Consider the following 24289-nt stretch of genomic DNA (forward strand, 5'->3'; position numbering starts at 1 on the left):
TCGGGGAAACAACTCAAATCACGTCTAGGGGGTCAATGCATACCTTGACCACCTCCGGAGCCTTGCGCGCGGAGCGCACCCCGGCGGCCCCTTTCAGCGCCGCGGCCAGCGCCGATCCGGAGCCCCGCGCGATCCGTACCATGGCGCGTTCCCGCACTTGGTCCCCCTTGGAAGAGGCCACGGGGACGGGGCCGAGCACCTGTGCCTCGGGGGGCAGGATCATCTCGCCGAGCATTTCCCTGACCGCGGCCGGAGATCCGGTGAGCGTCGCCATTTTCACCGCGGGGGGGAAACCGAGTTCTGTCCTGTCAGCTAGTTCCCTCTCGGCATGGGTGACCGGATCCCAGCGCAGCAGCGCCTGTACGGCGGCCAGCGAGGAGTCGGCCAGCACGACCAGCTCGGCCGAGGGCCGCAGCAGGGCCGCCGCGTTCATCCACCGGCGCAACGTCTCCTCGGCGGCGCGCAGGTCGGGCCGGCCCAGCAGCGCCCAGCCGTCCAGCAGCACCGCCGCCGCGTACCCGCCCTCGGGCACCGGCTCGGCTCCCGGGGTGGCCACCACCAGGGCGCGGCCGGCGCCGACCGTGGCGAGCACCCCGTCCCTGCCCGACGTCCTGACCTTCACGGAGGGGAAGGCCCGCCCCAGCTCCTCGGCCGTGCGCCGGGCGCCGACCACCAGGGCCCGCACCCGGACACCGCCGCAGGAGGGGCAGCGCCACTCACCGGCGATCCGGCCGCACCAGCGGCAGTACGGGACCGTGTGACCGCCGCGCAGCGCGAACGGCCCGCCGCAGTGCCCGCAGCGGGCGGGTGCCCGGCAGCTCTGGCAGGCCAGCGCGGGCAGGTAGCCCCGCCGGGGGACCTGCACCAGCACGGGGCCGCTCTCCAGCCCGGCGCGCAGGGTCCGCCAGGCCAGGCTGGGCAGCCGGGCGGCCCTGGCCGCCTCGTCCCTGGCCAGCTCCGAGTCCTCCCCCGCCGGGCGGACCTTCGGCGCCCTGGCCCTGACGGTCTCGCGGGCCGCGACGATGGGCCCGGCCCAGCCCGCCGCGATGAGCTGGGTGGCCTCCGCCGTGCGGGCGTACCCCCCGATGAGCAGGCCCGCCCGCGCCTGGTGGGCGCGCAGGGCGAGGACCTCCCTGGCGTGGGGGTAGGGGGCGAGCCTCTCGGAGTGCAGATCGTCGCCGTCGTCCCAGATGACCGCCAGCCCGAGGTCCCTGACCGGGGCGAACGCCGCGCCCCTGGTCCCGGCCGCGACCGGCACCTGCCCCCTGGTCACCCGCAGCCACCGCCGGTAGCGCTCGGCGGGCCCGAGGTCGGCCGTCAGCGCCACGTGCGCGCCGGGCTCCAGGACGGCGCTGAGAGCCGCGTCGAGCAGGGCCACGTCCTTGCCGTCGGGAAGCACCACGAGGGCTCCCCTGCCCCCACGCAGGGTCTCCCGTACGGCAACGGCGACCGCCTCCGGCCACCCCGGCCCGTTCTCCCCGGTTCCCGGCAGGGCGGTCCACACCGCGCGGGGGGAACCTCCCTTCGCCAGGGCCGCCAGGAACGCCTCCCCTTCCGGATAGTCCGCCCACGGCCCCGGCCCCCGCGCCGCTCCCGCCGCTCCCGCCGGGACCGGGGCGGGCGTCTCGGCCTCGACCCTGGCGTGGCGGGGCGGGACGGCCAGGCGCAGGACGTCGGCCATGGTCCCGGCGTAGCGGTCGGCCACGGCGCGGGCCAGCGCGGCGATCTCCGGGGTGAGCACCGGCTCAGCCGAGACGACCCTCTCCAGGCGGGTCAGCCTGCCCTCGTGCTCGGTGGTCTCCGCCCGCTCCAGCAGGAACCCGTCGACGAGCTTGCCCGCGAACCGGACGCGGACCCGGGTCCCCGGCACCGCGACGGCGTCCAGGGGCGCGGGAACGAGATAGTCGAACAATCGGTCGAGGTGCGGCAGCGGCGTGTCGACGACGACCCGCGCGACCGGCAGCTCGGCGGCCGGCTCCGGCACCCCCCTGACCGGCTCGGCCACCTCCGCCGCCCTGGCCGCCCCGGCGGCCCTGACGACCCTGGCGCGCCCGGCCCGCGCCCTCGCGGGGCCTCCGGGCGCGGGCCGCTCGCGTACGGCGTCGAGCGGCAGCAGGGCGTCGTCGTCCGGCGAGGGGCTGGCGTGGGTCACCCACCTGTCCTACCAGACCCGGGCACCCGCCCAGACGGCGGCGGGGCAGGCCGGCCGGTCCCTGGCCGCGGGCGCGGGGGCGGGCCGGGCGGGGGCGCCGCCGGGGCCGGTCAGATGGAGCGGCGGTGGGTCCAGCGGCCACCGAGCAGGGTGCCGAGGATCGGCATGTGACGGAGGCCGTCCCCGTCCAGCACGGCCGGATCGTACTCGGTGATCACCAGGTCGGCGGGGTCGCCGGGACGCACGCCGGCGCGCCCCCTGGCGGCCGCCGCGAGCGCCACCCGCAGCGGGATCGCCTGCTCCGGGTGCCACGGCGGTCGCTCGTCGTCGGTCCTGGCCACGGCGGAGGCGATCCCGTCCCACGGGTCGAGCGGCGCCACCGGGGCGTCGGAGCCCAGCTCGATGACGGCTCCGGCCGCCAGCAGGTCGGCGTAGGCGAAGGCCCTGCCGGTCCGTCCCGGCCAGTGCAGGTCGGCCACGTCGCGGTCATCCGGCGCGTGGGCCGGTTGCACGCCCGCGATCAGGCCGGGCCTGGCGAACCTCCCGAAGTCCTCCGGGCGGACCAGCTGCGCGTGCTCGATCCTCCCCGGGCAGCCGACCCGCTCGAAGGCCTCCAGCGCGATGTCCACCGCCAGGTCGCCGATCGCGTGCACCGCCGGGTCGATCCCGTGCCCGGCGGCCAGGGCCATGACGCCGTACAACTCCCCGGGCGCCATCTCCAGCAGCCCGCGCGCGTCGCCGCCGGGGTAGGGGTCCTGGCAGTAGGCGGTCCTGGTGTTCAGCGACCCGTCCACGAACGTCTTGACCGGCCCGATCTCCAGCAGTCCCCCCGAACCCGCGACGGGCTCACCGGTACGCAGCCCGCGGCCGATCGCCTCCTCCAGCCGGTTCAAGGGGATCGAGCAGCCGACCCGGACGTCGACCCGCTCCGACCGGACCCGCCGGGTCCAGTCGGTGACGTTGTCGGCGAACTCGAAGTCCAGCACGCCCACGACGCCCCTGGCCGCGGCGGCGGTGGTGGCCTCGGCCACCCAGCGGTCCAGCTCGTCCCGGGGCGGCGGGGGCATCTCCGCCATCGCGTCGTAGCAGTCGCGCTCGCGCAGCACCCCCGTCGGGTGATCGCCCCTGCCGATCGCCGCCAGCGCGGCCGGGCTGAACCAGGCGGTGTGCAGATCATTGCTGACCAGGACGATCGGGCGGCCGGGCGCCGTCGCCTGGAGCAGCGACTTGTGCGGCGTGTCCGGCCACAGGCCGTCGCGGAAGCCGTAGCCGACCGTGAACCCGGATACACCGGACGCACCGGACACACCGGACGGCGGGGCGACGAGGTCGACCGCCTCCCGCGCCGACCGCGCCGAGGTCAGGTCGATCCTGCGCCGGGCCTGCGCCCACTGCGCGGAGTGCACGTGCGCGTCCCACAGGCCCGGCAGGAGGGTGGCGCCCCCGACGTCGACCGACTCGTCACGTTCGTCCAGGGGAGGCGGCTCCGCGGCGACCTCCACGACCCGGCCGCCGGCGATCAGGACGTGGCGGAGCGGGCCGCCGGGGCCCGGCCGCGCGTTGCGCAGCAGCAGGCGAGAAGACGGTGAGGGCATGAGGCAGAGATTAGGCGGACGGCCGACGCGCGCTCCCCCGGGTACCGGGTTTTCCCCTACCTCTTCTCCCACACCGGCCGCCGTTCTTCCCCGTATCGTCACGCACCCCGCCCGTCGCCCGCATGAGAGGCCCGAGCCGGTGGCCCCTGCTCCAGGGCGATCGCACTCCTGTCGGGCTGCGATCCGGATGCTTAAAGTAAACGTGGATCGCCTTCGGCAGGAGACTTTCGATATGGGGTCGACACCGCCCGCGTCATCGGAAAACGGGTCATCTTCGGACGAATACTCGGGAATCAACCCGGAATTGATGGAGCGATTCATCGCGTCGCTGGAACAGGCGCGAAGGACACTGGGCGAGGAGCTCCCGAGAATCCTCAACGCGCTCTCCTCGGTGGACGCCGACCGGTCCGCGGCCCTGCGGATCCACGAGGTCGAAGGCTGGCTGGACCAGGAGATCCCGCGCCTGCGCAGGCGCAACCAGCTGATCCAGGAGCCCGACCTCCTGAAGGACTGGGCCGCGGGCCTGGCGGGGCCGGGCCCGCTGGGCCTCACGCCGGGGCCCGGGGGCGGCGGATTCACGGTCTTCGACGAGAAGGCCCTCACGACGCGCGCTCTCGCCACCGACGAGGGCGAAAGGCTCGCGGAGAACCTCAGCGCTTTGGGACACCCGACTCCGTACTCCTCGGAAAACGTCTACGACGGGATCCTCGACCGGCTCGCCGGCAGGCGGAAGGACGCCGACTTCACCGCGGGATTCTTCGCCGCCCTCGGCCCGAAGGGGGCGGCCGCCGTGCTCCGGAAGCTGAATCACTATCACGGAGAATCCGCTCAAAAGCACTGGAAGACCATGGGTGAGGCCCTCGCCACGGCGGTGGCCCAGCGACCGAAGACGCTCGGCCCGGCCTGGGAGCCGGAAAACCTCGGGAAGACACAGGGATCCGACCTGGGCCTGGTGCTCGGCCACGGCAGGTTCCCTTCCGGGTGGTTCACCGAGGTGGTCCGTCCCCGCGTCCGGCAAGCCTCTGAGGGCAGGGTCCCGGCACGCTGGACCGCCGACCTGAGCCACTTCCTGCCCGCCTTGGCCAACAATCCGGAAACGGCCAGGGCACTGTTCAACGACCTGTCTCCCGGAGATCTCAGGGGCCTGTTCTCCGAACTCAACGAGCAGGTCTCGCTCTATCCCAACGAGCGTGACGCGATCGCCTTCGACTTGGAGAAGGAGTTCGGCCGGATGCTCGCCGCTGGATCCGGTGTCTTCGAGAAGCGCTCCCCCGGCCCCGAGGCGGTGCGATTCGCCTTCAACACCATGACGACCATGGGCAACCTCCGGACCAGAGCGGACTTCCGCCACCCGGAGGGGCAGCCGCTGGAGGTGGCGAAGGGCGCGAGAATTTTCATGTCGATGCTCGCGGGCGCCTACGCCGCCGAGATGACCGAGGGAGCCGGCTTCCGGGACGCCAACCGAACCAAGGACAGCGTTTTCGAGAAGACGGACACGCTCGTTCTCGGGCTCAGCCCAAAGTTCGTCCTCAGCCCTGGCGACACTTATCGGTTCATCAGGACGTTCGCCGACTCCGCGGAGCGAATGAAGCCGTTCATGGAGGGAATGGGGAAGTTCGCCAGGCATCTCATGGACTCGGCCGCCGCGAAGGACCAAGGGAAGAGCACCGAATACATGGGACGCGCTTTCATGGGCCTGGGGTATCTGGAAGGAATGCAGATCGCCGCTGCGAACGAAGTCCAAGGCAAAATGGACGAATACGACCAGAAGGTGAGGGACCGGCTCTTCTTCCTCTTGGGCTTGGGAGTCGACGTCGCGGGGCTCGGCATCGGGGAGCTGAGTGCCGCGATGGTGGATGCCGCGGGCGTGAGCTTGGAACTGGACGCGGCTGACGAGCTGGTCTGGTTGCTGATCAGCAAGTCCATGAGCGAGACCGTTGACTCACACAAAGACATCGACGGAACCCGCCTGGACAGACTCAAGGAGAGCAATCGTCTGGCCACCCTGGGCAGCGAGTACTGGATATTTCACGAACTGAAGCGCTACGGGTTCTTGTACAGGGTGCCTCCCACCGATCCCGCCTTCAGCGATCCACCCATCACCGGAGTCGGCGGAAATCTCCTCCCCTTCGGCACATTGGCGAAGGACCCGAAGGCGCTGAAGAACCTCGCCGACTGGCTGATCAGCAACGGTTCGGGGGGCGGAGACAAAAGCACGGCCGGAGAAGCCGCAGCAGAGATTGATCTTCTCTTCACCGGGGCAAAGGGAAAAACCAGGGACAACCCCGCACCATGGGGATGACCGCGACATCAGGAGGTTCTCAGACACTCGGTTTCTCCGGAGAGAACGAAGTTCTTTTCTTTGGGTGAAGTGGTCACCACTTTAACGTACGACTCCTTCTTGATCAGCTCATCACGTGGTGTCGCCGGATCAGCAGACGCGACTTTGTAGCCTCGCTTGATCAGCCCACCGGCCAGCAAATTGAGCGTACCCACCGGATCATCCACGCCGGATGTGCTTACTCCGGTAATGCCGTACGTCCGCTTGGATTTACCTTCCCCGCAAGGAATGTTCTTTCCACCTTCATTTGTTACTTTGACGTCCTCCGCCTGGACCAGCTTCATCAGCCAGTCGATGTCGGCCTTCAGCGTCGCCTCGGCCTGAGCGGCCGTCGGTCCCGGAGGATCGGAGGAACACGCCCCGAGAGTCAGCATCCCCAGGGCGACAACCATGGCCGACCCAACACGAGCGGAAGCAAGGTGCGCCACGGGGCTCTCCGTTCACGTCGGCCGACATCACCCAGATCCAATGATGTCTGATAATCAAGTGATTTCCAGGTAGAGCATCTGAACGCGTCAAACCGAGATGGCCAGTGAGCGCAGTCTCTCGTCCAGGTCCTGAACATGTTTGTTGTCCTCCCATGGCGTGAGCCGGACACGGGCCTGCCGTACGGAGTGAATGAGCCTGGCGGAGCTGTGTCGCACGGTGATTTGGGCGGCCTCACCGATCATGATGGTGGCCGCTGGGACCTCTCGCTTTTGAATCAGCGCGGTCGCGTATTCGAGAGTCAGGATGCCCCGCTCTCGATTCCAGCCGGACCGATTCGAGCCGGACCCCATCTCCACCATGATCGGATCCGCCGCGCTGATCGCTCGATCGGGCTGTTTGAGCCCGACCAGACAGAAAACGGCATGACGTGCGACACGGTCCGAGTTACACCAGAAGAGGTGTCGAAGATTGCTGGCCTCCTGATTCCTGCCCGCCAGTGAGACGGCACGGTCTAGTACGCGGAGACCCTCATCGTCTGACCTCGTCCTCGAGAGCACGCGGGCGACAACAAGAAAGGTCGCCGCCTGCTGCAGGCGGTTACCGCTGCTCTTGGCCCAGCCGTCAGCCGCGAAGACATGGCCCATGGCGACCGTGGGCCTTCCCTGGTGGAGCGCCATATCAGCCAGCAACCCGTGCATATGCGCGAGGAGAACGGGAGCATTCAGCTCATGCGCCGCAGCCAGCCCCTCTTCGTACCGACGGGCAGCCCCGGCATAATCCAGCAGATCAAAGTGACACCAGCCCGTCATGTGGCTCAGGCTCCAGTAGACGCGGAGCAGGCGCTCGCGCAGGGCCGGAGCGAGGGAGCCCCGCTTGAGAAGGTCGTCGACCATGGCACGCTTGGCCTCGGCGACCGGCAGGACCTGCTGGGGGCCCGATGATTCGTCCATGGTCCACAGGTGGGCGGTGAGTCGTTCCAGCACGTCGATGGTGGCCGCGTCGATCGGGCCCTGGTGCCGGGCGGCCGCGGCCAGGCGTTCCCGTTCCGGCGGGGTGAGGTGGCGTAGCAGGCCCAGGGCCGGCGCCCCGCCCAGCAGCAGGGCCAGTTCGAAGAGCAGCTCGCGGCGTTTCACGTCGGCCTCCTCTGCGCCGACCGCGCGCAGCAGGTCGGCACAGCGGGCGGGCGCGGGCGCGGGAACGAGTGGGGGAAGTGCCTTCGTTCCCTTGGTGCCCGGGACGGCCGATGCGGACACCTGGCGAGAGTGGTTCGCGTCGAGGTGACGATGGTCGGCCTGGTCGAGCAGGTCCCGGTCCCGTACTCCGTAGGAGGCGTACATCTCGTCGGTGAGCAGACGCCGCGCCGTGGTCTGGTAGACGCGGGCGAGGATGGCGACCGCCCCGGCGCTGGGACGTCGCCCGGCCTGCGGCCATGCCTCGTAGTCGTAGAAGCGCGGGACCCGCAGGGTGGCGGTGCCCGCCGGGTCGAGGTCGTTGTAGGCGGCCACCACGTCACCCGCCGTGCGGCCATGGGCGTAGCGGTACAGGCGCAGCGGGCTGACCGCGTGATCCAGGGCGAACACACCGGCGATCTGGTCGAACGTGAGGGAACAAGCACGCAGGGCCTCGCTGCGCCGCCTGCATCCCAGCAGGATCCGATATCCCTCTCCGGGCATCGTCACTCCCTCGCTCGAACCCTTTCCCGAACACACACGGATCGTATTCAGATGGTCACAGAAAATGACAGGCCTGCAGGGAAGTGGGGATCCTCGCCTGCCAGATGGCACGTTCTCGCAGGTCAGAGATGATATGTGCGGGGTATCCCCTCGGCGGCCACCCGGAGGTTCACCGCCCAGAGAGGCCGGGCCGCCGTTCTCCTGACGATTGACGACTTCCGCCGACCAGGAGAGACCACATGACCGCTACCCACGACGGCGTGGCCCCGGAGTTGATCGACGCGATGGTCCGGCTCCGCCCCGGTGGCATGACCTGGCGGCGAACCTTCCCCGGCCGCCCCTCCCAGGTTCCCGAGGCCCGACGCTTCGTCCGGTTCCTCCTGACCGACTCCCCCTTCGGCCAGGACGCGGAGCAGGTCGTCGCCGAACTCGCCGCCAACGCCGTCCGCACACCGCCAGCGGGAAGCGGTACGGCACATTCATCGTGGAAGTCGTCCGCAAACCCGAGAGCACCCGCGTGACGGTCTACGATTCCGGCCAGGGGCCCGTCCCCGCCCTCACCTGCTCCGCCCTCCTCGACGAGAGCGGCCGGGGCCTCCCCCTTGTCACCGCCCTGGCCTCCCGGGTCGGCTGCCACGGCAGCCAAGCCCACGGCCACGCCGTCTGGGCCCAGTTCACCGGCGAGAGACTCCCCGCATCCCAAGGACATGACGCCGGCGTACGACACACGAAACCGGCGGGCCGTCGCAGTCTTTAAACCGTCGGCGACGTACCCCCGCGACCGGGACGGTCCCGCCCGGCATCCCGCCGGGCGGGACGGAGCGGGGAACGCGAACGGCCCCCGCGAAAGAACTCGCGGGGGCCGCAGGGAAAGCGGTGCGGGTCAGAGACCGGCGGCGCTGCGCAGGGCGTCGGCGCGATCGGTGGACTCCCAGGAGAAGCCGTCCCGGCCGAAGTGGCCGTACGCGGAGGTGGCCGAGTAGATCGGGCGGAGCAGGTCGAGGTCGCGGATGATCGCGGCCGGGCGCAGGTCGAAGACCTCCAGCACGGCCTGCTGGATCTTCTCGACGTCGGTCTTCTCGGTGCCGAAGGTCTCGACGAACACGCCGACCGGGTGCGCCTTGCCGATGGCGTAGGCGACCTGGACCTCGGCGCGGTCGGCCAGACCGGCGGCCACGATGTTCTTGGCGACCCAGCGCATGGCGTAGGCGGCCGAGCGGTCGACCTTGGACGGGTCCTTGCCGGAGAAGGCGCCGCCGCCGTGGCGGGACATGCCGCCGTAGGTGTCGACGATGATCTTGCGACCGGTCAGCCCGGCGTCGCCCATGGGGCCGCCGATCTCGAAGCGGCCGGTCGGGTTGACCAGGAGGCGGTAGCCCTCGGTGGTGATCTCCAGGCCGGCCAGGACCGGGTCGACCACGTGCTCCTTGATGTCGGGAGCGAGCATCTCCTTGAGGTCGATCTCGGCCGCGTGCTGGGTGGAGACCACCACGGTGTCGAGCCGGACGGGCGTGTCGCCCTCGTACTCGACGGTGACCTGGGTCTTGCCGTCGGGGCGCAGGTAGGGCACCGTACCGTCCTTGCGGACCTGCGACAGGCGCTCGGCGAGGCGGTGCGCCAGCTGGATCGGCAGCGGCATCAGCTCGGGGGTCTCGCGGCAGGCGTAGCCGAACATCAGCCCCTGGTCACCGGCGCCCTGGCGGTCGAACTCGTCGCCGGCCTCGCCTTCGCGGTTCTCGTAGGCGTCGTCGACGCCCTGGGCGATGTCGGGCGACTGCGCGCCGATGGACACCGACACGCCACAGGAGGCGCCGTCGAAGCCCTTGTGCGAGGCGTCGTAACCGATCTCGAGGATCTTCTCCCGGATGAGACCGGGAATGTCGACGTAGGTCTCCGTCGTCACCTCTCCGGCGACGTGGACCTGACCGGTGGTGATCAGCGTCTCGACCGCGACGCGGCTCTTGGGGTCACCCTTGAGCATGGCGTCGAGAATCGCGTCACTGATCTGGTCGGCGATCTTGTCCGGGTGGCCCTCTGTGACCGACTCGGAGGTGAACAGGCGACGGGACAAGTCAGTGGCTCCTCATGCAGCGGCTGCTGGCGTCTGGGGGCTCTGGCGTCGGCGGACACCAGTAGCGCTCCGGCGAATTCTAGCCCCACCTGATGTGGAGCCGTGAAATCGTCTCAGATCATGCCACTCTAAAGTCTCAGGTCGCGCGCGGAAAAGGGCCGTGGCGCGCGGAAATCCGGGGTGGAATCGCCTGCGACCGCGACGCGAGGAGGGCTCGATCGCGGCACGAGAAGGAACCACACCAAAACGGATTTAGCTCACAAATCGGGCAGCGGATCTGGTGGGAGCGTCTCGGGGGCGAAGACCTCGGCGTCGGCCGCCGCGACCACCGCGGCGTACTCCTCGTCGATCTCGAACACCATGCCGCCGAGCTCGATGGCCGCGCCCGCGGAGAACTCCAGCGGGCCGAGCCGGGTGCGCCGGGAGTGGGTGGCGTACACCGAGGTCGGCGCGTCGCGGTCGAAGAACTTGGTGGACATCACACAGATGGTGCGGTCGGTGACCACGATGAGGAAGGTCGCCATGCCCGGGGTCCCCACCGAGAGCGCCGGCAGGACGTAGTGGATCTCCTCACCCGGGGGGAGCAACGCCCGGCATCGAGCCCTGACGGCGGCGGCGACCGGCATGATCGGAACCCCTCCCAGCCGCGACATTGCAGGTCATCTCGGAGGCAGTATCCGCCGGGAGGTGGTCCACGGCAAGGGGTCAGGCCAGGCGCGCGGCGACGAGATCCCAGACCCTGTCGGCGAGGGCCTCCTTGGGGCCGCGCGGGATGTCGACCTGTTCCCCGCCGGCCACCAGGATCACGGCCGCGTTGTCGGGCGTGCCGAAGGCGAGGCCGTCGCCGACCTGGTTGACGACGAGCAGATCGCAGCCCTTGCGGGCGAGCTTCGCCCGACCGTTGGCGAGGACGTCATCGGTCTCGGCCGCGAATCCCGCGATCACCCGCGGGTACGGCTTGAGACCCTCACGGCGCCGCTCACCCAGCTCCGCCAGAATGTCCGGATTTTTCGTGAGATGGATGGCGTCGGGCTCGCCGGCGGTCTTCTTGATCTTCGATCCGCTCCGCGCCGAGGGCCGGAAGTCGGCGACGGCGGCGGCCATGACCACGGCGTCGGCGCCCTCCACCGCGTCGAGCACGGCGGCGCGCAGCTCCAGAGCCGACTCGACCCGGACGACCCTGGCCCCCGCCGGGTCGGGCAGGCCGACGTTGGCGGCCACCAGGGTGACCTCGGCGCCGCGGGCGACGGCCGTGCGCGCCAGCGCGTAGCCCTGCAGGCCCGAGGAGCGGTTGCCGATGAAGCGGACCGGGTCGATGGCCTCGCGGGTGCCCCCGGCGGAGATCACCAGGCGGCGGCCCGCCAGGTCGGCGGGGCGGCCCGCGAGAACCGCGCGGCAGACCTCGAAGATCTCCCTCGGGTCGGGCAGGCGGCCGGGGCCGGTGTCGGCACCGGTCAGGCGGCCCACCGCGGGGTCGACGACGATCGAACCGCGCTCGCGGAGCGTGGCCACGTTGGCGCGGGTCGCGGGGTGCTCCCACATCTCGGTGTGCATCGCCGGGGCGAACACCACCGGGCAGCGCGCGGTGAGCAGGGTGTTGGTCAGCAGGTCGCCCGCCAGCCCGTGGGCGGCCTTGGCGAGCACGTCGGCGGTGGCCGGCGCGACGACCACCAGGTCGGCGCCCTGCCCGATGCGGACGTGCGGCACCTCGTGCACGGACTCCCAGACGTCGGTCGCGACCGGGTTGCCGGACAGCGCCGCCCAGGTCGGCTCGCCGACGAAGCGCAGCGCGTCCCTGGTCGGGACCACGCGCACGTCGTGGCCCGACTCGGTGAACAGGCGCAGCAGCTCGCACGCCTTGTAGGCGGCGATGCCCGCGCTCACACCGAGGACGACCCTGGGCCTGCCGGGGGGCCCGGCTTCTTCGGGGGTCCGCACGAGGTGGTTCAGCCCTCGATCGGCTCGGAGGTCAGCAGGCCCTCGCTGACCTCGCGCAGCGCGATGGACAGCGGCTTCTCCTGCGCGTGGGTCTCGACGAGCGGGCCGACGTACTCGAGCAGGCCCTCGCCGAGCTGGGAGTAGTAGGCGTTGATCTGACGCGCCCGCTTGGAGCCGAAGATCACGAGACTGTACTTGCTGTCGACGATGTCGAGCAGGGCGTCGATCGACGGGTTGGTGATGCCTTCGGAGTAGGCGGCGCTGGTTGCCACGTGTGATTTCCCCTAGCTAGGTGAACGTCCGAGGTGCGAATCCTCGGGAGCATCAGCCAATAAGGCTATCAGCCGATGGCATACGCCCTGGACGGACGTGTTGACGAGTGTCAAATCGAATTCCTGCTCGGCCGCCATCTCGATCCGGCCGGCCGCCAGGCGGCGGGCGATGACGTCCTCGGGCTCGGTGCCCCGGCCGCGCAGGCGCTTCTCCAGCTCTCCCCAGGTCGGGGGGGCCAGGAAGACCAGCAGGGCCTCGGGCATGGTCGCGCGGACCTGCCTGGCGCCCTGGAGGTCGATCTCCAGCAGCGTGGGCACCCCGGCGTCGAGCTTCTCGATCACGGGGCCGCGCGGGGTTCCGTACCGGTTGCCGGCGAACTCGGCCCATTCCAGCAGCTCGCCCGAGGCGGCGAGGCGGTCGAACTCCTCGTCGTCGGCGAAGAAGTATTCGACGCCGTGGGTCTCCCCCGGACGGGGTTTCCTGGTGGTCACCGAGACCGACAGCCACACCTCAGGGTGTGCCCGCCGAAGCTCGGCGACGACCGTGGACTTGCCGACGCCCGACGGCCCGGACAGGACCGTCAGGCGCTTACCGGCCGGGAGTCCGGGGAAGGCTCGCGCCCCCTCCGGACTTCCGGCCGAGGATGTGGAGCGACCGGCCCCGCCCTCGGCGGTTGCCTCCGGAGTCCGACTCTCGTCGGACCACGACGTTCCGGTCACTCCAAACCCCCCGTAATGCCGTCCCCCATGCGGGGCGAGCGTGGTCGTATGAACCGAGATTAGCTCTCGGCCCCGCCGAACTCACGCTCGAGCGAAGCTCGCTGGTTCGTACCCAGGCCCCGCACGCGGCGGGACTCTGCGATTCCAAGCCGCTCCATGAGCTGCTTGGCGCGGACCTTGCCCACGCCGGGAAGCGACTCAAGAAGGGCCGAAACCTTCATCTTGCCGATGACGTCGTCGGCCTGCCCGTCTTTGAGCACCTCAGCCAGAGAGACCGCACCGTGCTTCAGGCGGTTCTTCACCTCGGCACGCTCTCGGCGGGCCTTGGCAGCCTTCTCTAGGGCTGCGGCGCGCTGCTCAGGGGTAAGGGGAGGAAGAGCCACGCCGGGTCACCTCGAATTTCCTGTCGATGTACTCGGACGGGAAGGGAAACTAGCTGGTCATGGCGCTTCAAGCAACGTCAAGGCCACTTTATCCCCCTAGAAAATCTACTTCGTGACTTTGCGTGCTCACAATGTCGCTCTGCGTCGATGAAACTGCTCTCAACGCCGAGTTTTCAGGGGTTGTCCCACACGCGACGCCCGGCGGTTTCGAGCGTCCCCTCACACGCGAAACCGGGTGGTTCCCGGCGTTATCCAACACGCGACGCCCGGCGCGTTTCCCGCGCCGCGTCACGCGTGAGATCCAACGTGTTTCCCCGCCGCGCGTCACGCATGAGACCCGATACGTCCCCCCGCGCCGCGCCACACATGAGACCCGACGCGTCCCCCGCGCCGCGCCACGCGAGGCGCCCCGTCACACGAGGCGCCCCCGTCACGCGAGGCGCCCCGTCGCGGCGGAGGTCCGCCGGAGGGCGGCGGCGATGCCCGCGGCCGTCGCGCCCGGGTCGGCGGAGCCGGTGATCGGGCGGCCGATCACGAGGAGGTCCGCCCCGTCGGCCAGCGCCTGCTCGGGAGTCGCTACTCTTGCCTGGTCCTGACTCGCGGCGCCCGCGGGACGGACGCCGGGGGTGATGAGGGTGATGTCGGGCCCGACCTCGGCGCGCACCGCGGCGACCTCGCGCGGCGAGCAGACGAGGGCCTGGGCGCCCGCGGCGACGGCCAGAGCCGACAGGCGGCGCACGGCGTCCTCCGCGGGGCCGTTGACGCCCATCTGGTCCAGGTCGGCCTCCGAGAGCGAGGTGAGCAACGTCACCGCCGCGATCTGGGTGTGGGGCATGGCCTCCACGGCCGCCCGGATCATCGCGGGACCGCCGGTGGCGTGCACGGTCAGGATGGCGGGCTTGAGCCGGGCCACGGCCCTGGCGGCACCCGCGACGGTGTTGGGGATGTCGTGGAGCTTCAGGTCGAGGAAGACCCGCACTCCGCTCGCCCCGCGGACGGAGGCGATCACGTCGGGGCCGTAGCGGAGATAGAGTTCCAGCCCGACCTTGACGGTGGTGACGTGCGGGGTCACCAGGCTCGCCCAGTGGGCCGCGGTCTCGAGGTCTGGCGCGTCCAGGGCGACGGCGATGGGTGCGGGCCTCACAGGGAACTCTCCTCAAGATCTATCCGGTGCCGGGTGGACGCCCCCGGCGGGCGGTGGGCCAGCCCGACCGCGTCGGCCAGCCGGTGGAACCCCCGGGCCGCCAGAAGCTCCTCCAGCTCGCGGAGGATGCGCAGGCAGGCGTAGGGGTCGTGGAACAGCGCCGTCCCCACGGCGACGACGCAGGCGCCGGCGAGGATGAGCTCGAAGGCGTCCCTGCCGGTCAGCACGCCGCCCATGCCGATGATGGGCACGCTGGGCAGGGCCGCGTGGACCTGCCACACGCAGCGTACGGCCAGCGGCCGGATGGCCGGTCCCGACAGGCCGCCGGTGACCGCGGCGAGGGCGGGCCGCATGGCCTCGGTGTCGATGCTCATGCCCAGCGGGTTGTTGATCATCGAGAGCGCGTCGGCGCCGCCGTCCACGCACGCGCGGGCGACGCTCACGATGTCCACGACGTCCGGGGAGAGCTTGGCCACCACGGGAACGTCGTAGCGCATGACCGAGCGCACCGAGGCGATCACCTCGGCGGAGGCGGCCCCGTCGCGGGCGAAGACCCTGCCGCGGTCCTCGATGTTGGGGCAGGACAGGTTGACCTCCACGGCGGTGACGCCGGGCGCGTCGGTGAGCCTGCGGGCCAGCGCGGTGTACTCGGCCACGGTGCCGCCGCCGATGGACACCACGGTCCGCACGCCCCGCTGGGACAGCCAGGGCAGCTCGCGCTCCAGGAAGGCGTCCACGCCCGGCCCCTGGAGCCCGACGGCGTTGAGCATGCCCGAGGGCGTCTCGGCCATCCTGGGGGTCGGACGGCCCGCCCTGGGGGCCATCGTGATCGACCGGGTGGTCAGCGCGCCGATCCTGGCCAGGTCGAAGAACTGGGCGAGCTCGGAGCCCGAGGCCGCGCACCCGGCGGCCGTGGTGACGGGGTTGACCAGCTCCACGTGCCCCAGGTACGTCCGCATGTCAACCGGCATTCCGCGTTCCCCCACCGGGTGCTCCCAGCGCGTCGAACGGGATCGTGCCGACGTCGTCGAAGCGGACGCGCTCGCCCCTGAAGACCGGTCCTTCGACGCACGAGCGCACCATCCGGGTTACACCGTCGTCCCCGATGACCGGCAGCACGCACGTCATGCACACGCCGATCCCGCACGCCATCCCCTCCTCGACGGCCACCTGGACGGGGATGTCGAACTCGACCGCCACCGTGGTGACGCCGCGCAGCATCGCCATCGGGCCGCAGGCGTAGACGGCGTCGGCCCGCACGTCGGCGATCACTCCGGGCAGCACGTCGGTCACCCGCCCGCGCATGCCCAGGGAGCCGTCCTCGGTGGTCAGCGTGGTGGTCTCCCCCATCCTCCTGGCGCGCAGGGCGCCGAACACCCGGTCGGCGGAGACCGCGCCGAGGACGAAGTCGACGCGGCAGCCACGCCCCTGGAGGGCGTCGGCCACGGTGAACAGCGTCGCCGAGCCGTGCTCGGCGCCGACCAGGACGCAGGTCACCGGGTCTCTGGGCAGCGGGAACGGGCGGCCGAGCGGGCCCACCAGGTCGAGGGTGTCGCGGGCACGGCGCTCGGCCAGCCAGGCCGTGCCGGGCCCGCGCACGGAGAAGACGAACTCGACCGTGCCCCCGTAGTCGGGCTTGACGTCGTGGACGAAGAAGGCGCGGCGCGTCAGCATCGACGTCTGCGCCCCGCCGACGGCCACCCCGACGAAGTGACCGGGCCGGAAGCGCTCGGCGATGCCGGGCGCCACCACGGTCAGCGCATGGTAGGCGTCGACGCGGCGCGTCGTCAGCACCGTGCCGGTCACCTGCACCGGGGTAACAGGCGTCTCCCTCACCTCCGCTAAGGCACCGGCCCGCTCCTCAGCCGCTCCGCAAACGCTTCGCGTGCTCCTGGAGGGACCGTACGCCGATGTCGCCACGGACGATCGCCTGGATGCCCTGTACGGCCGCGGCGAGCCCCTGGACGGTGGTGATGCAGGGGATGGCGCGCAGCACCGCCGCGGTGCGGATCTCGTAGCCGTCCAGGCGCGGCCCCGACTGGCCGGGACTGCCGAAGGGGGTGTTGACGATGAGGTCCACCTCCCCGTCCAGGATGCGCCGGACGATGGTCTGCTCGCCCTCGGGGCCGGTCCCCTCGCTGTGCTTGCGCACGATCTTGGCATGGACGCCGTTGCGGCGCAGTACTTCGGCGGTGCCCTCGGTGGCGAGGATCTCGAAGCCGAGGTCGGCGAGGGCCTTGACCGGGAAGATCATGGCGCGTTTGTCACGGTTGGCCACCGAGACGAACGCCCGGCCCTTGGTGGGCAGCGAGCCGTACGCGGCGGCCTGCGACTTGGCGTAGGCGGTGCCGAAGAACTCGTCGATGCCCATGACCTCGCCGGTGGAGCGCATCTCGGGGCTGAGCACGATGTCCACGCCGCGGAAGCGGTTGAACGGCAGCACGGCCTCCTTGACCGCGATGGGCGCGTCCAGCGGCATGGTGCCGCCGTCGCCGGTCGCGGGCAGCAGGCCCTCGGCGCGCAGCCCGGCCACCGTGGCGCCCATCATCACCCTGGCCGCCGCCTTGGCCAGCGGCACCGCCGTGGCCTTGGAGACGAACGGGACCGTACGGCTGGCCCGGGGGTTGGCCTCCAGCACGTACAGGATGTTGGCGGACATGGCGTACTGCACGTTGAGCAGGCCGCGCACGCCCACTCCCCTGGCGATGGCCTCGGTGGCGGCGCGGATGCGCTTGATGTCGTAGCCGCCCAGCGTCATCGGCGGCAGCGAGCACGCCGAGTCGCCGGAGTGGATGCCGGCCTCCTCGATGTGCTCCATCACGCCGCCGAGGTAGAGCTCCTCGCCGTCGAACAGGGCGTCGACGTCGATCTCCACGGCCTCGTCGAGGAACTTGTCCACCAGCACCGGGTGGTCGCTGGCCGCGCCCGCCTTGGCCATGTAGGAGGCCAGGGTGTCGTCGTCGTAGACGATGGCCATGCCGGCGCCGCCCAGCACGTAGGAGGGGCGCACCAGCACCGGGTAGCCGATCTCCGCGGCGATGGCCAGCGCCTCGTCCTCCGTCACCGCGACGCCGTGCTTGGGCGCGGGCAGGCCCGCCTCGGCGAGGACCCTGCCGAACGCGCCGCGCTCCTCGGCGAGGTGGATCGACTCGGGCGAGGTGCCGACGATGGGGACCCCGGCGTCCTTGAGCGACTGGGCCAGGCCCAGCGGGGTCTGGCCGCCGAGCTGGACGATGACGCCCACCACGGGACCGGTCTGCTGCTCGGCGTGGACGACCTCCAGGACGTCCTCCAGGGTGAGCGGCTCGAAGTAGAGGCGGTCGGAGGTGTCGTAGTCGGTGGAGACCGTCTCGGGGTTGCAGTTGACCATGACGGTCTCGTATCCGGCCGCCGACAGCTCGAAGGAGGCGTGCACGCACGCGTAGTCGAACTCGATGCCCTGGCCGATCCTGTTGGGCCCCGAGCCGAGGATGAGGACCTTGGGGCGATCCCCGTAGGGGACCTCGGTCTCCTCGTCGTAGGTGGAGTACAGGTAGGGGGTCTGGGCGGCGAACTCGGCGGCGCAGGTGTCGACGGTGTTGTAGACCGGGCGGACGCCGAGCGCGTGGCGCAGGTCGCGCACCCTCGGCTCGGTCATGCCGCGCAGCTCGGCGATCTGCGCGTCGCTGAAGCCGTACCGCTTGACCCGGGTCAGCACCTCGGCGGTCAGCTGCGGCGCCTCGCGCAGCTCGGCGGCCACCTCGTCGATCGCCATGAGCTGGTCGAGGAACCAGGGGTCGACGGAGGTGGCCTCCGACAGCTCCCCGATCGTGGCCCCGGCGCGGATGGCCTGCTGCATGGTGAACAGGCGCCCGTCGTGCGGGACGCGGCAGGCGTCCAGGAGCTCGTCCTTGGCGCCCGGCTCCCCGGCCCAGGTGAAGGAGGCGCCCTTCTTCTCCAGGGAGCGCAGCGCCTTCTGCAGGGCCTCGGGGAAGGACCGCCCGATCGCCATGGCCTCGCCCACCGACTTCATGTGGGTGGTCAGGGTCTGGTCGGCCCCGGCGAACTTCTCGAACGCGAACCTCGGCACCTTGACCACGATGTAGTCGAGCGAGGGCTCGAACGACGCCGGGGTCTCCTTCGTGATGTCGTTGGGGATCTCGTCCAGGGTGTAGCCGATGGCCAGCTTGGCGGCGATCTTCGCGATCGGGAAGCCGGTGGCCTTGGACGCGAGCGCCGAGGAGCGCGAGACGCGGGGGTTCATCTCGATGACGACCATGCGGCCGGTGAGCGGGTCGACGGCGAACTGGATGTTGCAGCCGCCGGTGTCGACGCCGACCTCGCGGATGACCGCGATGGCCACGTCGCGCATGTTCTGGTATTCACGGTCGGTCAGCGTCAGCGCGGGGGCCACGGTGACGCTGTCGCCGGTGTGCACGCCCATCGGGTCGATGTTCTCGATCGAGCAGACGATCACCACGTTGTCGGCCCGGTCGCGCATGACCTCCAGCTCGTACTCCTTCCAGCCGAGGATGGACTCCTCCAGGAGCACCTCGGTGGTCGGCGAGGCGTCGAGGCCCGCCCCGGCGATGCGGCGCAGCTCCTCCTCGTCGTGGGCGAAGCCGGAGCCGACCCCGCCCATGGTGAAGGAGGGCCGCGCCACCAGCGGGTAGCCCAGCTCGCCCGCGGCGGCCACGCACTCGTCCATGGTGTGGCAGACGAACGAGCGGGCCGACTCGGCGTTGAGGCCGTGCTCGGCGGCGACCTTGGCCACGATGCCCTTGAACAGCTCGCGGTTCTCGCCGGCCTGGATGGCGTCGACGTCGGCGCCGATCAGCTCGACCTCGTAGCGTTCCAGGACCCCGGCCTCGTACAGGGAGATCGCGGTGTTCAGCGCGGTCTGCCCGCCCAGGGTGGGCAGCAGCGCGTCGGGCCGCTCCTTGGCGATGATCTTCTCGACGATGTCGGGGGTGATGGGCTCGACGTAGGTGGCGTCCGCGAACTCGGGGTCGGTCATGATCGTCGCCGGGTTGCTGTTGACGAGGATCACGCGGAAGCCCTCGGCGCGCAGCACTCGGCAGGCCTGGGTGCCCGAATAGTCGAACTCGCAGGCCTGGCCGATCACGATCGGCCCTGAGCCGATCACCATGATCGACTGGATGTCCGTGCGCTTAGGCACCCTTGCTTCCCTCCGTGCTCGTACTCATGATCGCGCTCGGCTCCTCGCCGGCCACTTCGCCCGCTCGTCCCCTCGACAGCCCCGCACTCACGGTCGCGGTCGTGTTAGCGCTCACCTCGCTGACCGTTCCCCGCTCGACCGCCATCAACGCGCAGAAGTCGTCGAACAGTCCGGCCGAGTCGTGCGGGCCCGCCGCGGCCTCGGGGTGGTACTGGACGCTGAACGCCGGGCGGTCCAGCAGCCGCAGCCCCTCGACGCAGTCGTCGTTGAGGTTGACGTGGCTGACCTCCGCCGGTCCGTACGGCGTGTCGAACGTGCCCTCCAGCGGCGCCCGTACCGCGAAGCCGTGGTTGTGCGCGGAGATCTCCACCTTGCCGGTGCCCCGGTGCTGCACCGGCTGGTTGACGCCCCGGTGGCCGTAGCGCAGCTTGTAGGTGCCCAGCCCCAGCGCCCGCCCGAAGAGCTGGTTGCCAAAGCAGATGCCGAAGAACGGGACGCCCGCGTCGAGGACGCCGCGAAGCGCCTCGACCGGCCCGTCGGCGGTGGCGGGGTCGCCGGGGCCGTTGGAGAAGAACACCCCGTCGGGACCGATCGCGAGGATCTCCTCGACGGTGACGGAGGCGGGCAGCACGTGCACCTCGCAGCCGCGCTCGGCCAGCCGGTGCGGCGTCATCGCCTTGATGCCGAGGTCGACGGCGGCCACGGTGAACCGCCTGGGGCCGATCGCGGGCACGACGTACGGCTTGGGGGTGGAGACCTCCCCGGCCAGGTCGGCGCCCTCCATCGCGGGGCTGCTCAGCACCCGCTCCAGCAGCTCCTCGACCGGCGCCAGGGCCCCGCCGGAGAAGACCCCGGCCCGCATCGCCCCCCGCTCCCGCAGGTGGCGGGTCAGGGCGCGGGTGCCGGTGATGGCGATGCCGACGACGCCCTGCTCCTTGAGGTAGTCGTCCAGGGAGCGGTTGGACCGCCAGTTGGAGGCCACCCGGGCGGGCTCGCGGACCACGTATCCGGCCACCCACACCCGCGACGACTCCGGATCCTCGTCGTTGATCCCGGTGTTCCCGATGTGGGGCGCGGTCATCGCGACGATCTGGCGGTGGTACGACGGGTCGGTCAGCGTCTCCTGGTAGCCGGTCATCCCCGTGTTGAAGACCATCTCGCCGAAGGTCTCGCCCTCGGCGCCGTAAGGGGTCCCGTGGAAGACGCGTCCGTCTTCCAGCACTAGCACTGCGGTCACTCACACACCCCGATCATCTCGGTTACAGCTCCGCAAAGTATGAAATATCCGGCAGGTTGGGTCGCCGTCCCCCTGCCGGACGGGACGCCACCGCGTTCCGGGGAGGAAAAGGAGAGGGCATCCGACGCGGCGATCGCGGCGGCCGCCCGGGCGTGGCGGACGAGGGCCCTCACGTGAGCTTTCCGTCCAGGACGGTCGGCCTGCCGCGCAGGAAGGTCGCCACGACGCGGCCGGGCAGGGTCAGCCCCTGGTAGGGCGTGTTGCGGCTCTTGGAAGCGTAGCCCGCCGGGTCGACCGCGGCGCGCACCGACGGGTCGTAGAGGGTGATGTTGGCCGGGGCCCCGGTCTCGATCGGCTGCCCGTGGCCTTGGAGCCTGCCGATCCTGGCCGGGGCGTGGGACATGCGCTCGGCGACACCGGCCCAGTCGAGCAGCCCCGTGTCCACCATCGCCTCCTGGACCACGGCCAGCGCCGTCTCCAGGCCGATCATGCCCATGGCCGCGGCGGCCCACTCGGTCTCCTTGTCCTCGACCGGGTGCGGGGCGTGGTCGGTGGCCACGCAGTCGATCGTGCCGTCGGCCAGGGCCTCGCGCAGCGCCTCGACGTCCGCGCGGGTGCGCAGCGGCGGGTTGACCTTGTAGATCGGGTTGTAGGCGCCGACCGGGGAGTCCTCGACCAGCTCGTCGGTGAGGAGCAGGTGGTGCGGGGTCACCTCGGCGGTGACGTCCCAGCCCTTGGACTTGGCCCAGCGGATGATCTCGACGGAACCGGCCGTGGAGACGTGGCAGATGTGCAGGCGCGAGCCGACGTGGGCGGCGAGCAGGCAGTCGCGGGCGATGATCGCCTCCTCGGCGACCGCGGGCCACCCGGTCAGGCCCAGCCGCCCCGAGACCGCGCCCTCGTTCATCTGCGCGCCCTCGGTCAGGCGCGGCTCCTGGGCGTGCTGGGCGACGACGCCGTCGAACGCCTTGACGTACTCCAGGGCGCGGCGCATGAGCACCGCGTCGGAGACGCATTTGCCGTCGTCGGAGAAGACCCTGACCCGCGCGGTGGAGTCGGCCATCGCGCCGAGCTCGGCCAGGCGCTCGCCGCCCAGGCCGACGGTGACGGCGCCGACGGGCTGCACGTCGCAGTGGCCCGCCTCCTGGCCCAGGCGCCAGACCTGCTCGACGACGCCCGCGGTGTCGGCGACCGGCTCGGTGTTGGCCATGGCGTGCACGGCGGTGTAGCCGCCGAGGGCGGCGGCGCGGGTGCCGGTGGCGACGGTCTCGGCGTCCTCGCGGCCGGGCTCGCGCAGGTGGGTGTGGAGGTCGACCAGGCCGGGCAGGGCGATCAGCCCCTCGGCCTCGACGACCTCGCCGCCGGTCAGCCCCCGGCCGATCTCCACCAGGAGGCCGTCGCGGATCAGGATGTCGGCGGGCTCGCCACCCAGGATCCTGGCGCCCCTGATGACGATGCCGTCACGCGTGGTCCCGATGCGGTCGTTCATCAGATCTCTCCCCCGAGGTCGGCGCCGCCAAGCAGCAGGTACAGGACGGCCATGCGTGCGGTCACGCCGTTGGCGACCTGCTCGACGATCGTCGAGCGCGGCGAGTCGGCCACCTCCGCCGCGATCTCCATACCCCGGTTCATCGGGCCGGGATGCATCACGATGGCGTGGTCGGGCATCCTGGCGACGCGGTCGCGGTCGAGCCCGTAGCGGCGGCTGTACTCCCGCTCGGTGGGGAAGAACGCCGCGTTCATGCGCTCGCGCTGCACGCGCAGCATCATCACCACGTCGGACTTGGGCAGCACCGCGTCGAGGTCGTAGGAGACCTCGCACGGCCAGGAGTCGACCTGGACCGGGAACAGGGTCGGCGGGGCGACCAGGGTCACCTCGGCGCCGAGCGTGGCCAGCAGCAGCACGTTGGAGCGGGCCACCCGGCTGTGCAGCACGTCACCGACGATGGTGACCTTCCTGCCGTCCAGCGGGCCCAGGCGGCGGCGCATGGTGAAGGCGTCGAGCAGGGCCTGGGTGGGGTGCTCGTGGGTGCCGTCGCCGGCGTTGACGACGCTGCCGCGCACCCAGCCGGCCAGCCGGTGCGGCGCGCCCGAGGCGCCGTGGCGGATCACGACGGCGTCGGCGCCCATCGCCTCCAGGGTGAGCGCGGTGTCCTTGAGCGACTCGCCCTTGGAGACGCTGGAGCCCTTGGCGGAGAAGTTGATGACGTCGGCCGACAGGCGCTTGGCCGCGGCCTCGAAGGAGATCCTGGTCCGGGTGGAGTCCTCGAAGAAGAGGTTGACCACCGTGCGGCCCCGCAGGGTGGGGAGCTTCTTGATGGAACGTTCCGAGATCTTGGCCAGCTCGTCGGCGGTGTCCAGGATGAGCAGGGCGTCGTCGCGGGTCAGGTCGGCCGCGGAGATCAGGTGCCGCTTCATCGATCCTCCTCCTTCAGCAGCAGGACCGCGTCGCGGCCGTCGTTCTCCTCCAGGTAGACCTTGACGCTCTCGGACTTGGAGGTCGGCAGGTTCTTGCCCACGTAGTCGGGGCGGATGGGCAGCTCGCGGTGGCCCCGGTCGACCAGGGCGGCGAGCTGCACGGCCTGCGGGCGGCCCAGGTCGTTGAGGGCGTCGAGGGCGGCGCGGACGGTGCGGCCGGAGTAGAGGACGTCGTCGACGAGGACGACCACCTTGCCGTCGATGCCGTCGGCGGGCAGCTCGGTGCGGCCCAGCGCGCGGGCGGGGCGCAGCCGGAGATCGTCGCGGTACATCGTGACGTCGAGGGAGCCGACGGGGACCGAGCGGCCCTCGAACTGCTTGATGTGGGCGGCCAGGCGGCGGGCCAGGTGGACGCCGCGGGTGGGAATGCCCAGGAGGACGACGTTCTCGCCGCCCTTGGTCCGCTCAAGGATCTCGTGGGAGATGCGGATGAGGGCCCGGTTGATGTCGGGCTGCTCAAGGACGGCGCGGGCGCCGCCCTGCGCATGCGGGAGCGCACGCGAAATGGCCTCGGCCACGGGGAACACCACCTTTCCCGCCTCACGGGACGGGTCTTAAAGGAAGTCAACGACTTCAAGGTACCAGCCGTGTGACGGTTCGTTCGAACAGGGGTCCGCTCCGCGAACGCCGAAGATCCACCCCTGCCAATCTTCTCAAAAGTGAATAAATATCACGATCTTCGCTGACTTCTCCTTGGC

The 24289-nt window shown here is 70.8% G+C and carries 21 protein-coding genes; 3 read left to right on the top strand and 18 right to left on the bottom strand.

Annotated features, from left to right (window positions below):
* Positions 1-13: 13 nt before the first annotated feature.
* Together ACSDR0_RS05775 and ACSDR0_RS05780 are read right to left on the bottom strand one after the other, a co-directional pair.
* Positions 14-2152: a primosomal protein N' gene (locus ACSDR0_RS05775; protein WP_435287683.1), complete on the bottom strand. Its 2139-nt coding sequence runs from the start codon at positions 2150-2152 to the stop codon at positions 14-16.
* A 110-nt stretch (positions 2153-2262) separates the two neighbouring features.
* Positions 2263-3747, bottom strand: a complete 1485-nt coding sequence (locus ACSDR0_RS05780; RefSeq protein WP_435287684.1) for an amidohydrolase — start codon at positions 3745-3747, stop codon at positions 2263-2265.
* Here ACSDR0_RS05780 and ACSDR0_RS05785 point away from each other — a divergent pair.
* A complete protein-coding gene (locus ACSDR0_RS05785; protein ID WP_435287685.1) occupies positions 3713-6049 on the top strand; it encodes a hypothetical protein in 2337 nt (778 codons plus the stop codon). The two genes, ACSDR0_RS05780 and ACSDR0_RS05785, sit on opposite strands and share 35 nt — an antisense overlap.
* A gap of 8 nt (positions 6050-6057) precedes the next feature.
* Here ACSDR0_RS05785 and ACSDR0_RS05790 read toward each other — a convergent pair whose 3' ends face one another.
* On the bottom strand, positions 6058-6516 hold the full coding sequence (locus ACSDR0_RS05790) for a hypothetical protein (RefSeq protein ID WP_435287686.1): 459 nt from the start codon (positions 6514-6516) through the stop codon (positions 6058-6060).
* Between the two features lie 87 nt (positions 6517-6603).
* Positions 6604-8190, bottom strand: coding sequence for a hypothetical protein (locus tag ACSDR0_RS05795; RefSeq protein WP_435287687.1), 1587 nt, complete (start codon positions 8188-8190; stop codon positions 6604-6606).
* 239 nt (positions 8191-8429) lie between these two features.
* On the opposite strand from ACSDR0_RS05795, the gene ACSDR0_RS05800 reads away from it, so the two are divergent.
* Together ACSDR0_RS05800 and ACSDR0_RS05805 are read left to right on the top strand one after the other, a co-directional pair.
* Positions 8430-8711, top strand: coding sequence for a hypothetical protein (locus tag ACSDR0_RS05800; protein ID WP_435287688.1), 282 nt, complete (start codon positions 8430-8432; stop codon positions 8709-8711).
* Complete coding sequence (locus tag ACSDR0_RS05805) at positions 8708-8947, top strand: hypothetical protein (RefSeq protein WP_435287689.1); 240 nt, start codon at positions 8708-8710, stop codon at positions 8945-8947. The genes ACSDR0_RS05800 and ACSDR0_RS05805 overlap by 4 nt, the downstream gene beginning before the upstream one ends.
* A 126-nt stretch (positions 8948-9073) precedes the next feature.
* Here the strand turns inward: ACSDR0_RS05805 and metK are convergent, their stop codons facing one another.
* From metK to pyrR, 14 genes are all read right to left on the bottom strand, one after another.
* Positions 9074-10261 (bottom strand): methionine adenosyltransferase, encoded by a 1188-nt coding sequence (gene metK / locus ACSDR0_RS05810; protein WP_435287690.1) that lies wholly within the window; start codon positions 10259-10261, stop codon positions 9074-9076.
* A gap of 257 nt (positions 10262-10518) precedes the next feature.
* Positions 10519-10887 carry a hypothetical protein gene (locus ACSDR0_RS05815; RefSeq protein ID WP_329092992.1) on the bottom strand — a complete coding sequence of 123 codons (369 nt, stop codon included), beginning with the start codon at positions 10885-10887 and terminating at the stop codon, positions 10519-10521.
* Positions 10888-10966: 79 nt separating this feature from the next.
* Positions 10967-12199 (bottom strand): bifunctional phosphopantothenoylcysteine decarboxylase/phosphopantothenate--cysteine ligase CoaBC, encoded by a 1233-nt coding sequence (gene coaBC, locus ACSDR0_RS05820; RefSeq protein WP_435287691.1) that lies wholly within the window; start codon positions 12197-12199, stop codon positions 10967-10969.
* Positions 12200-12207: 8 nt separating this feature from the next.
* On the bottom strand, positions 12208-12471 hold the full coding sequence (gene rpoZ / locus ACSDR0_RS05825; protein WP_030909981.1) for a DNA-directed RNA polymerase subunit omega: 264 nt from the start codon (positions 12469-12471) through the stop codon (positions 12208-12210).
* Positions 12472-12483: 12 nt separating this feature from the next.
* On the bottom strand, positions 12484-13056 hold the full coding sequence (gmk, locus tag ACSDR0_RS05830) for a guanylate kinase (RefSeq protein ID WP_435287871.1): 573 nt from the start codon (positions 13054-13056) through the stop codon (positions 12484-12486).
* 194 nt (positions 13057-13250) lie between these two features.
* On the bottom strand, positions 13251-13574 hold the full coding sequence (gene mihF, locus ACSDR0_RS05835; protein ID WP_030909986.1) for an integration host factor, actinobacterial type: 324 nt from the start codon (positions 13572-13574) through the stop codon (positions 13251-13253).
* A 430-nt stretch (positions 13575-14004) separates the two neighbouring features.
* Positions 14005-14718 (bottom strand): orotidine-5'-phosphate decarboxylase, encoded by a 714-nt coding sequence (gene pyrF / locus ACSDR0_RS05840; RefSeq protein ID WP_435287692.1) that lies wholly within the window; start codon positions 14716-14718, stop codon positions 14005-14007.
* The gene (locus tag ACSDR0_RS05845) at positions 14715-15689 is read right to left on the bottom strand and encodes a dihydroorotate dehydrogenase (RefSeq protein WP_329092979.1); all 975 of its coding nucleotides are present in this window, start codon (positions 15687-15689) and stop codon (positions 14715-14717) included. The genes pyrF and ACSDR0_RS05845 overlap by 4 nt, the downstream gene beginning before the upstream one ends.
* A complete protein-coding gene (locus tag ACSDR0_RS05850) occupies positions 15679-16530 on the bottom strand; it encodes a dihydroorotate dehydrogenase electron transfer subunit (RefSeq protein ID WP_435287872.1) in 852 nt (283 codons plus the stop codon). Before ACSDR0_RS05850 ends, ACSDR0_RS05845 begins: the two co-directional genes overlap by 11 nt.
* 49 nt (positions 16531-16579) lie before the next feature.
* Positions 16580-19876, bottom strand: coding sequence for a carbamoyl-phosphate synthase large subunit (gene carB / locus ACSDR0_RS05855; protein ID WP_435287693.1), 3297 nt, complete (start codon positions 19874-19876; stop codon positions 16580-16582).
* Complete coding sequence (carA, locus tag ACSDR0_RS05860; protein ID WP_435287694.1) at positions 19869-21113, bottom strand: glutamine-hydrolyzing carbamoyl-phosphate synthase small subunit; 1245 nt, start codon at positions 21111-21113, stop codon at positions 19869-19871. Before carA ends, carB begins: the two co-directional genes overlap by 8 nt.
* Before the next feature lie 169 nt (positions 21114-21282).
* Positions 21283-22602, bottom strand: coding sequence for a dihydroorotase (locus ACSDR0_RS05865; RefSeq protein ID WP_435287695.1), 1320 nt, complete (start codon positions 22600-22602; stop codon positions 21283-21285).
* Complete coding sequence (locus ACSDR0_RS05870; protein WP_435287696.1) at positions 22602-23531, bottom strand: aspartate carbamoyltransferase catalytic subunit; 930 nt, start codon at positions 23529-23531, stop codon at positions 22602-22604. Before ACSDR0_RS05870 ends, ACSDR0_RS05865 begins: the two co-directional genes overlap by 1 nt.
* Positions 23528-24109 carry a bifunctional pyr operon transcriptional regulator/uracil phosphoribosyltransferase PyrR gene (pyrR, locus tag ACSDR0_RS05875; RefSeq protein WP_435287697.1) on the bottom strand — a complete coding sequence of 194 codons (582 nt, stop codon included), beginning with the start codon at positions 24107-24109 and terminating at the stop codon, positions 23528-23530. Before pyrR ends, ACSDR0_RS05870 begins: the two co-directional genes overlap by 4 nt.
* Between the last annotated feature and the right edge of the window lie 180 nt (positions 24110-24289).

Origin of the sequence: Streptosporangium sp. G11, assembly GCF_051192615.1 — a bacterium.
Classification (GTDB): Bacteria; Actinomycetota; Actinomycetes; order Streptosporangiales; family Streptosporangiaceae; genus Streptosporangium.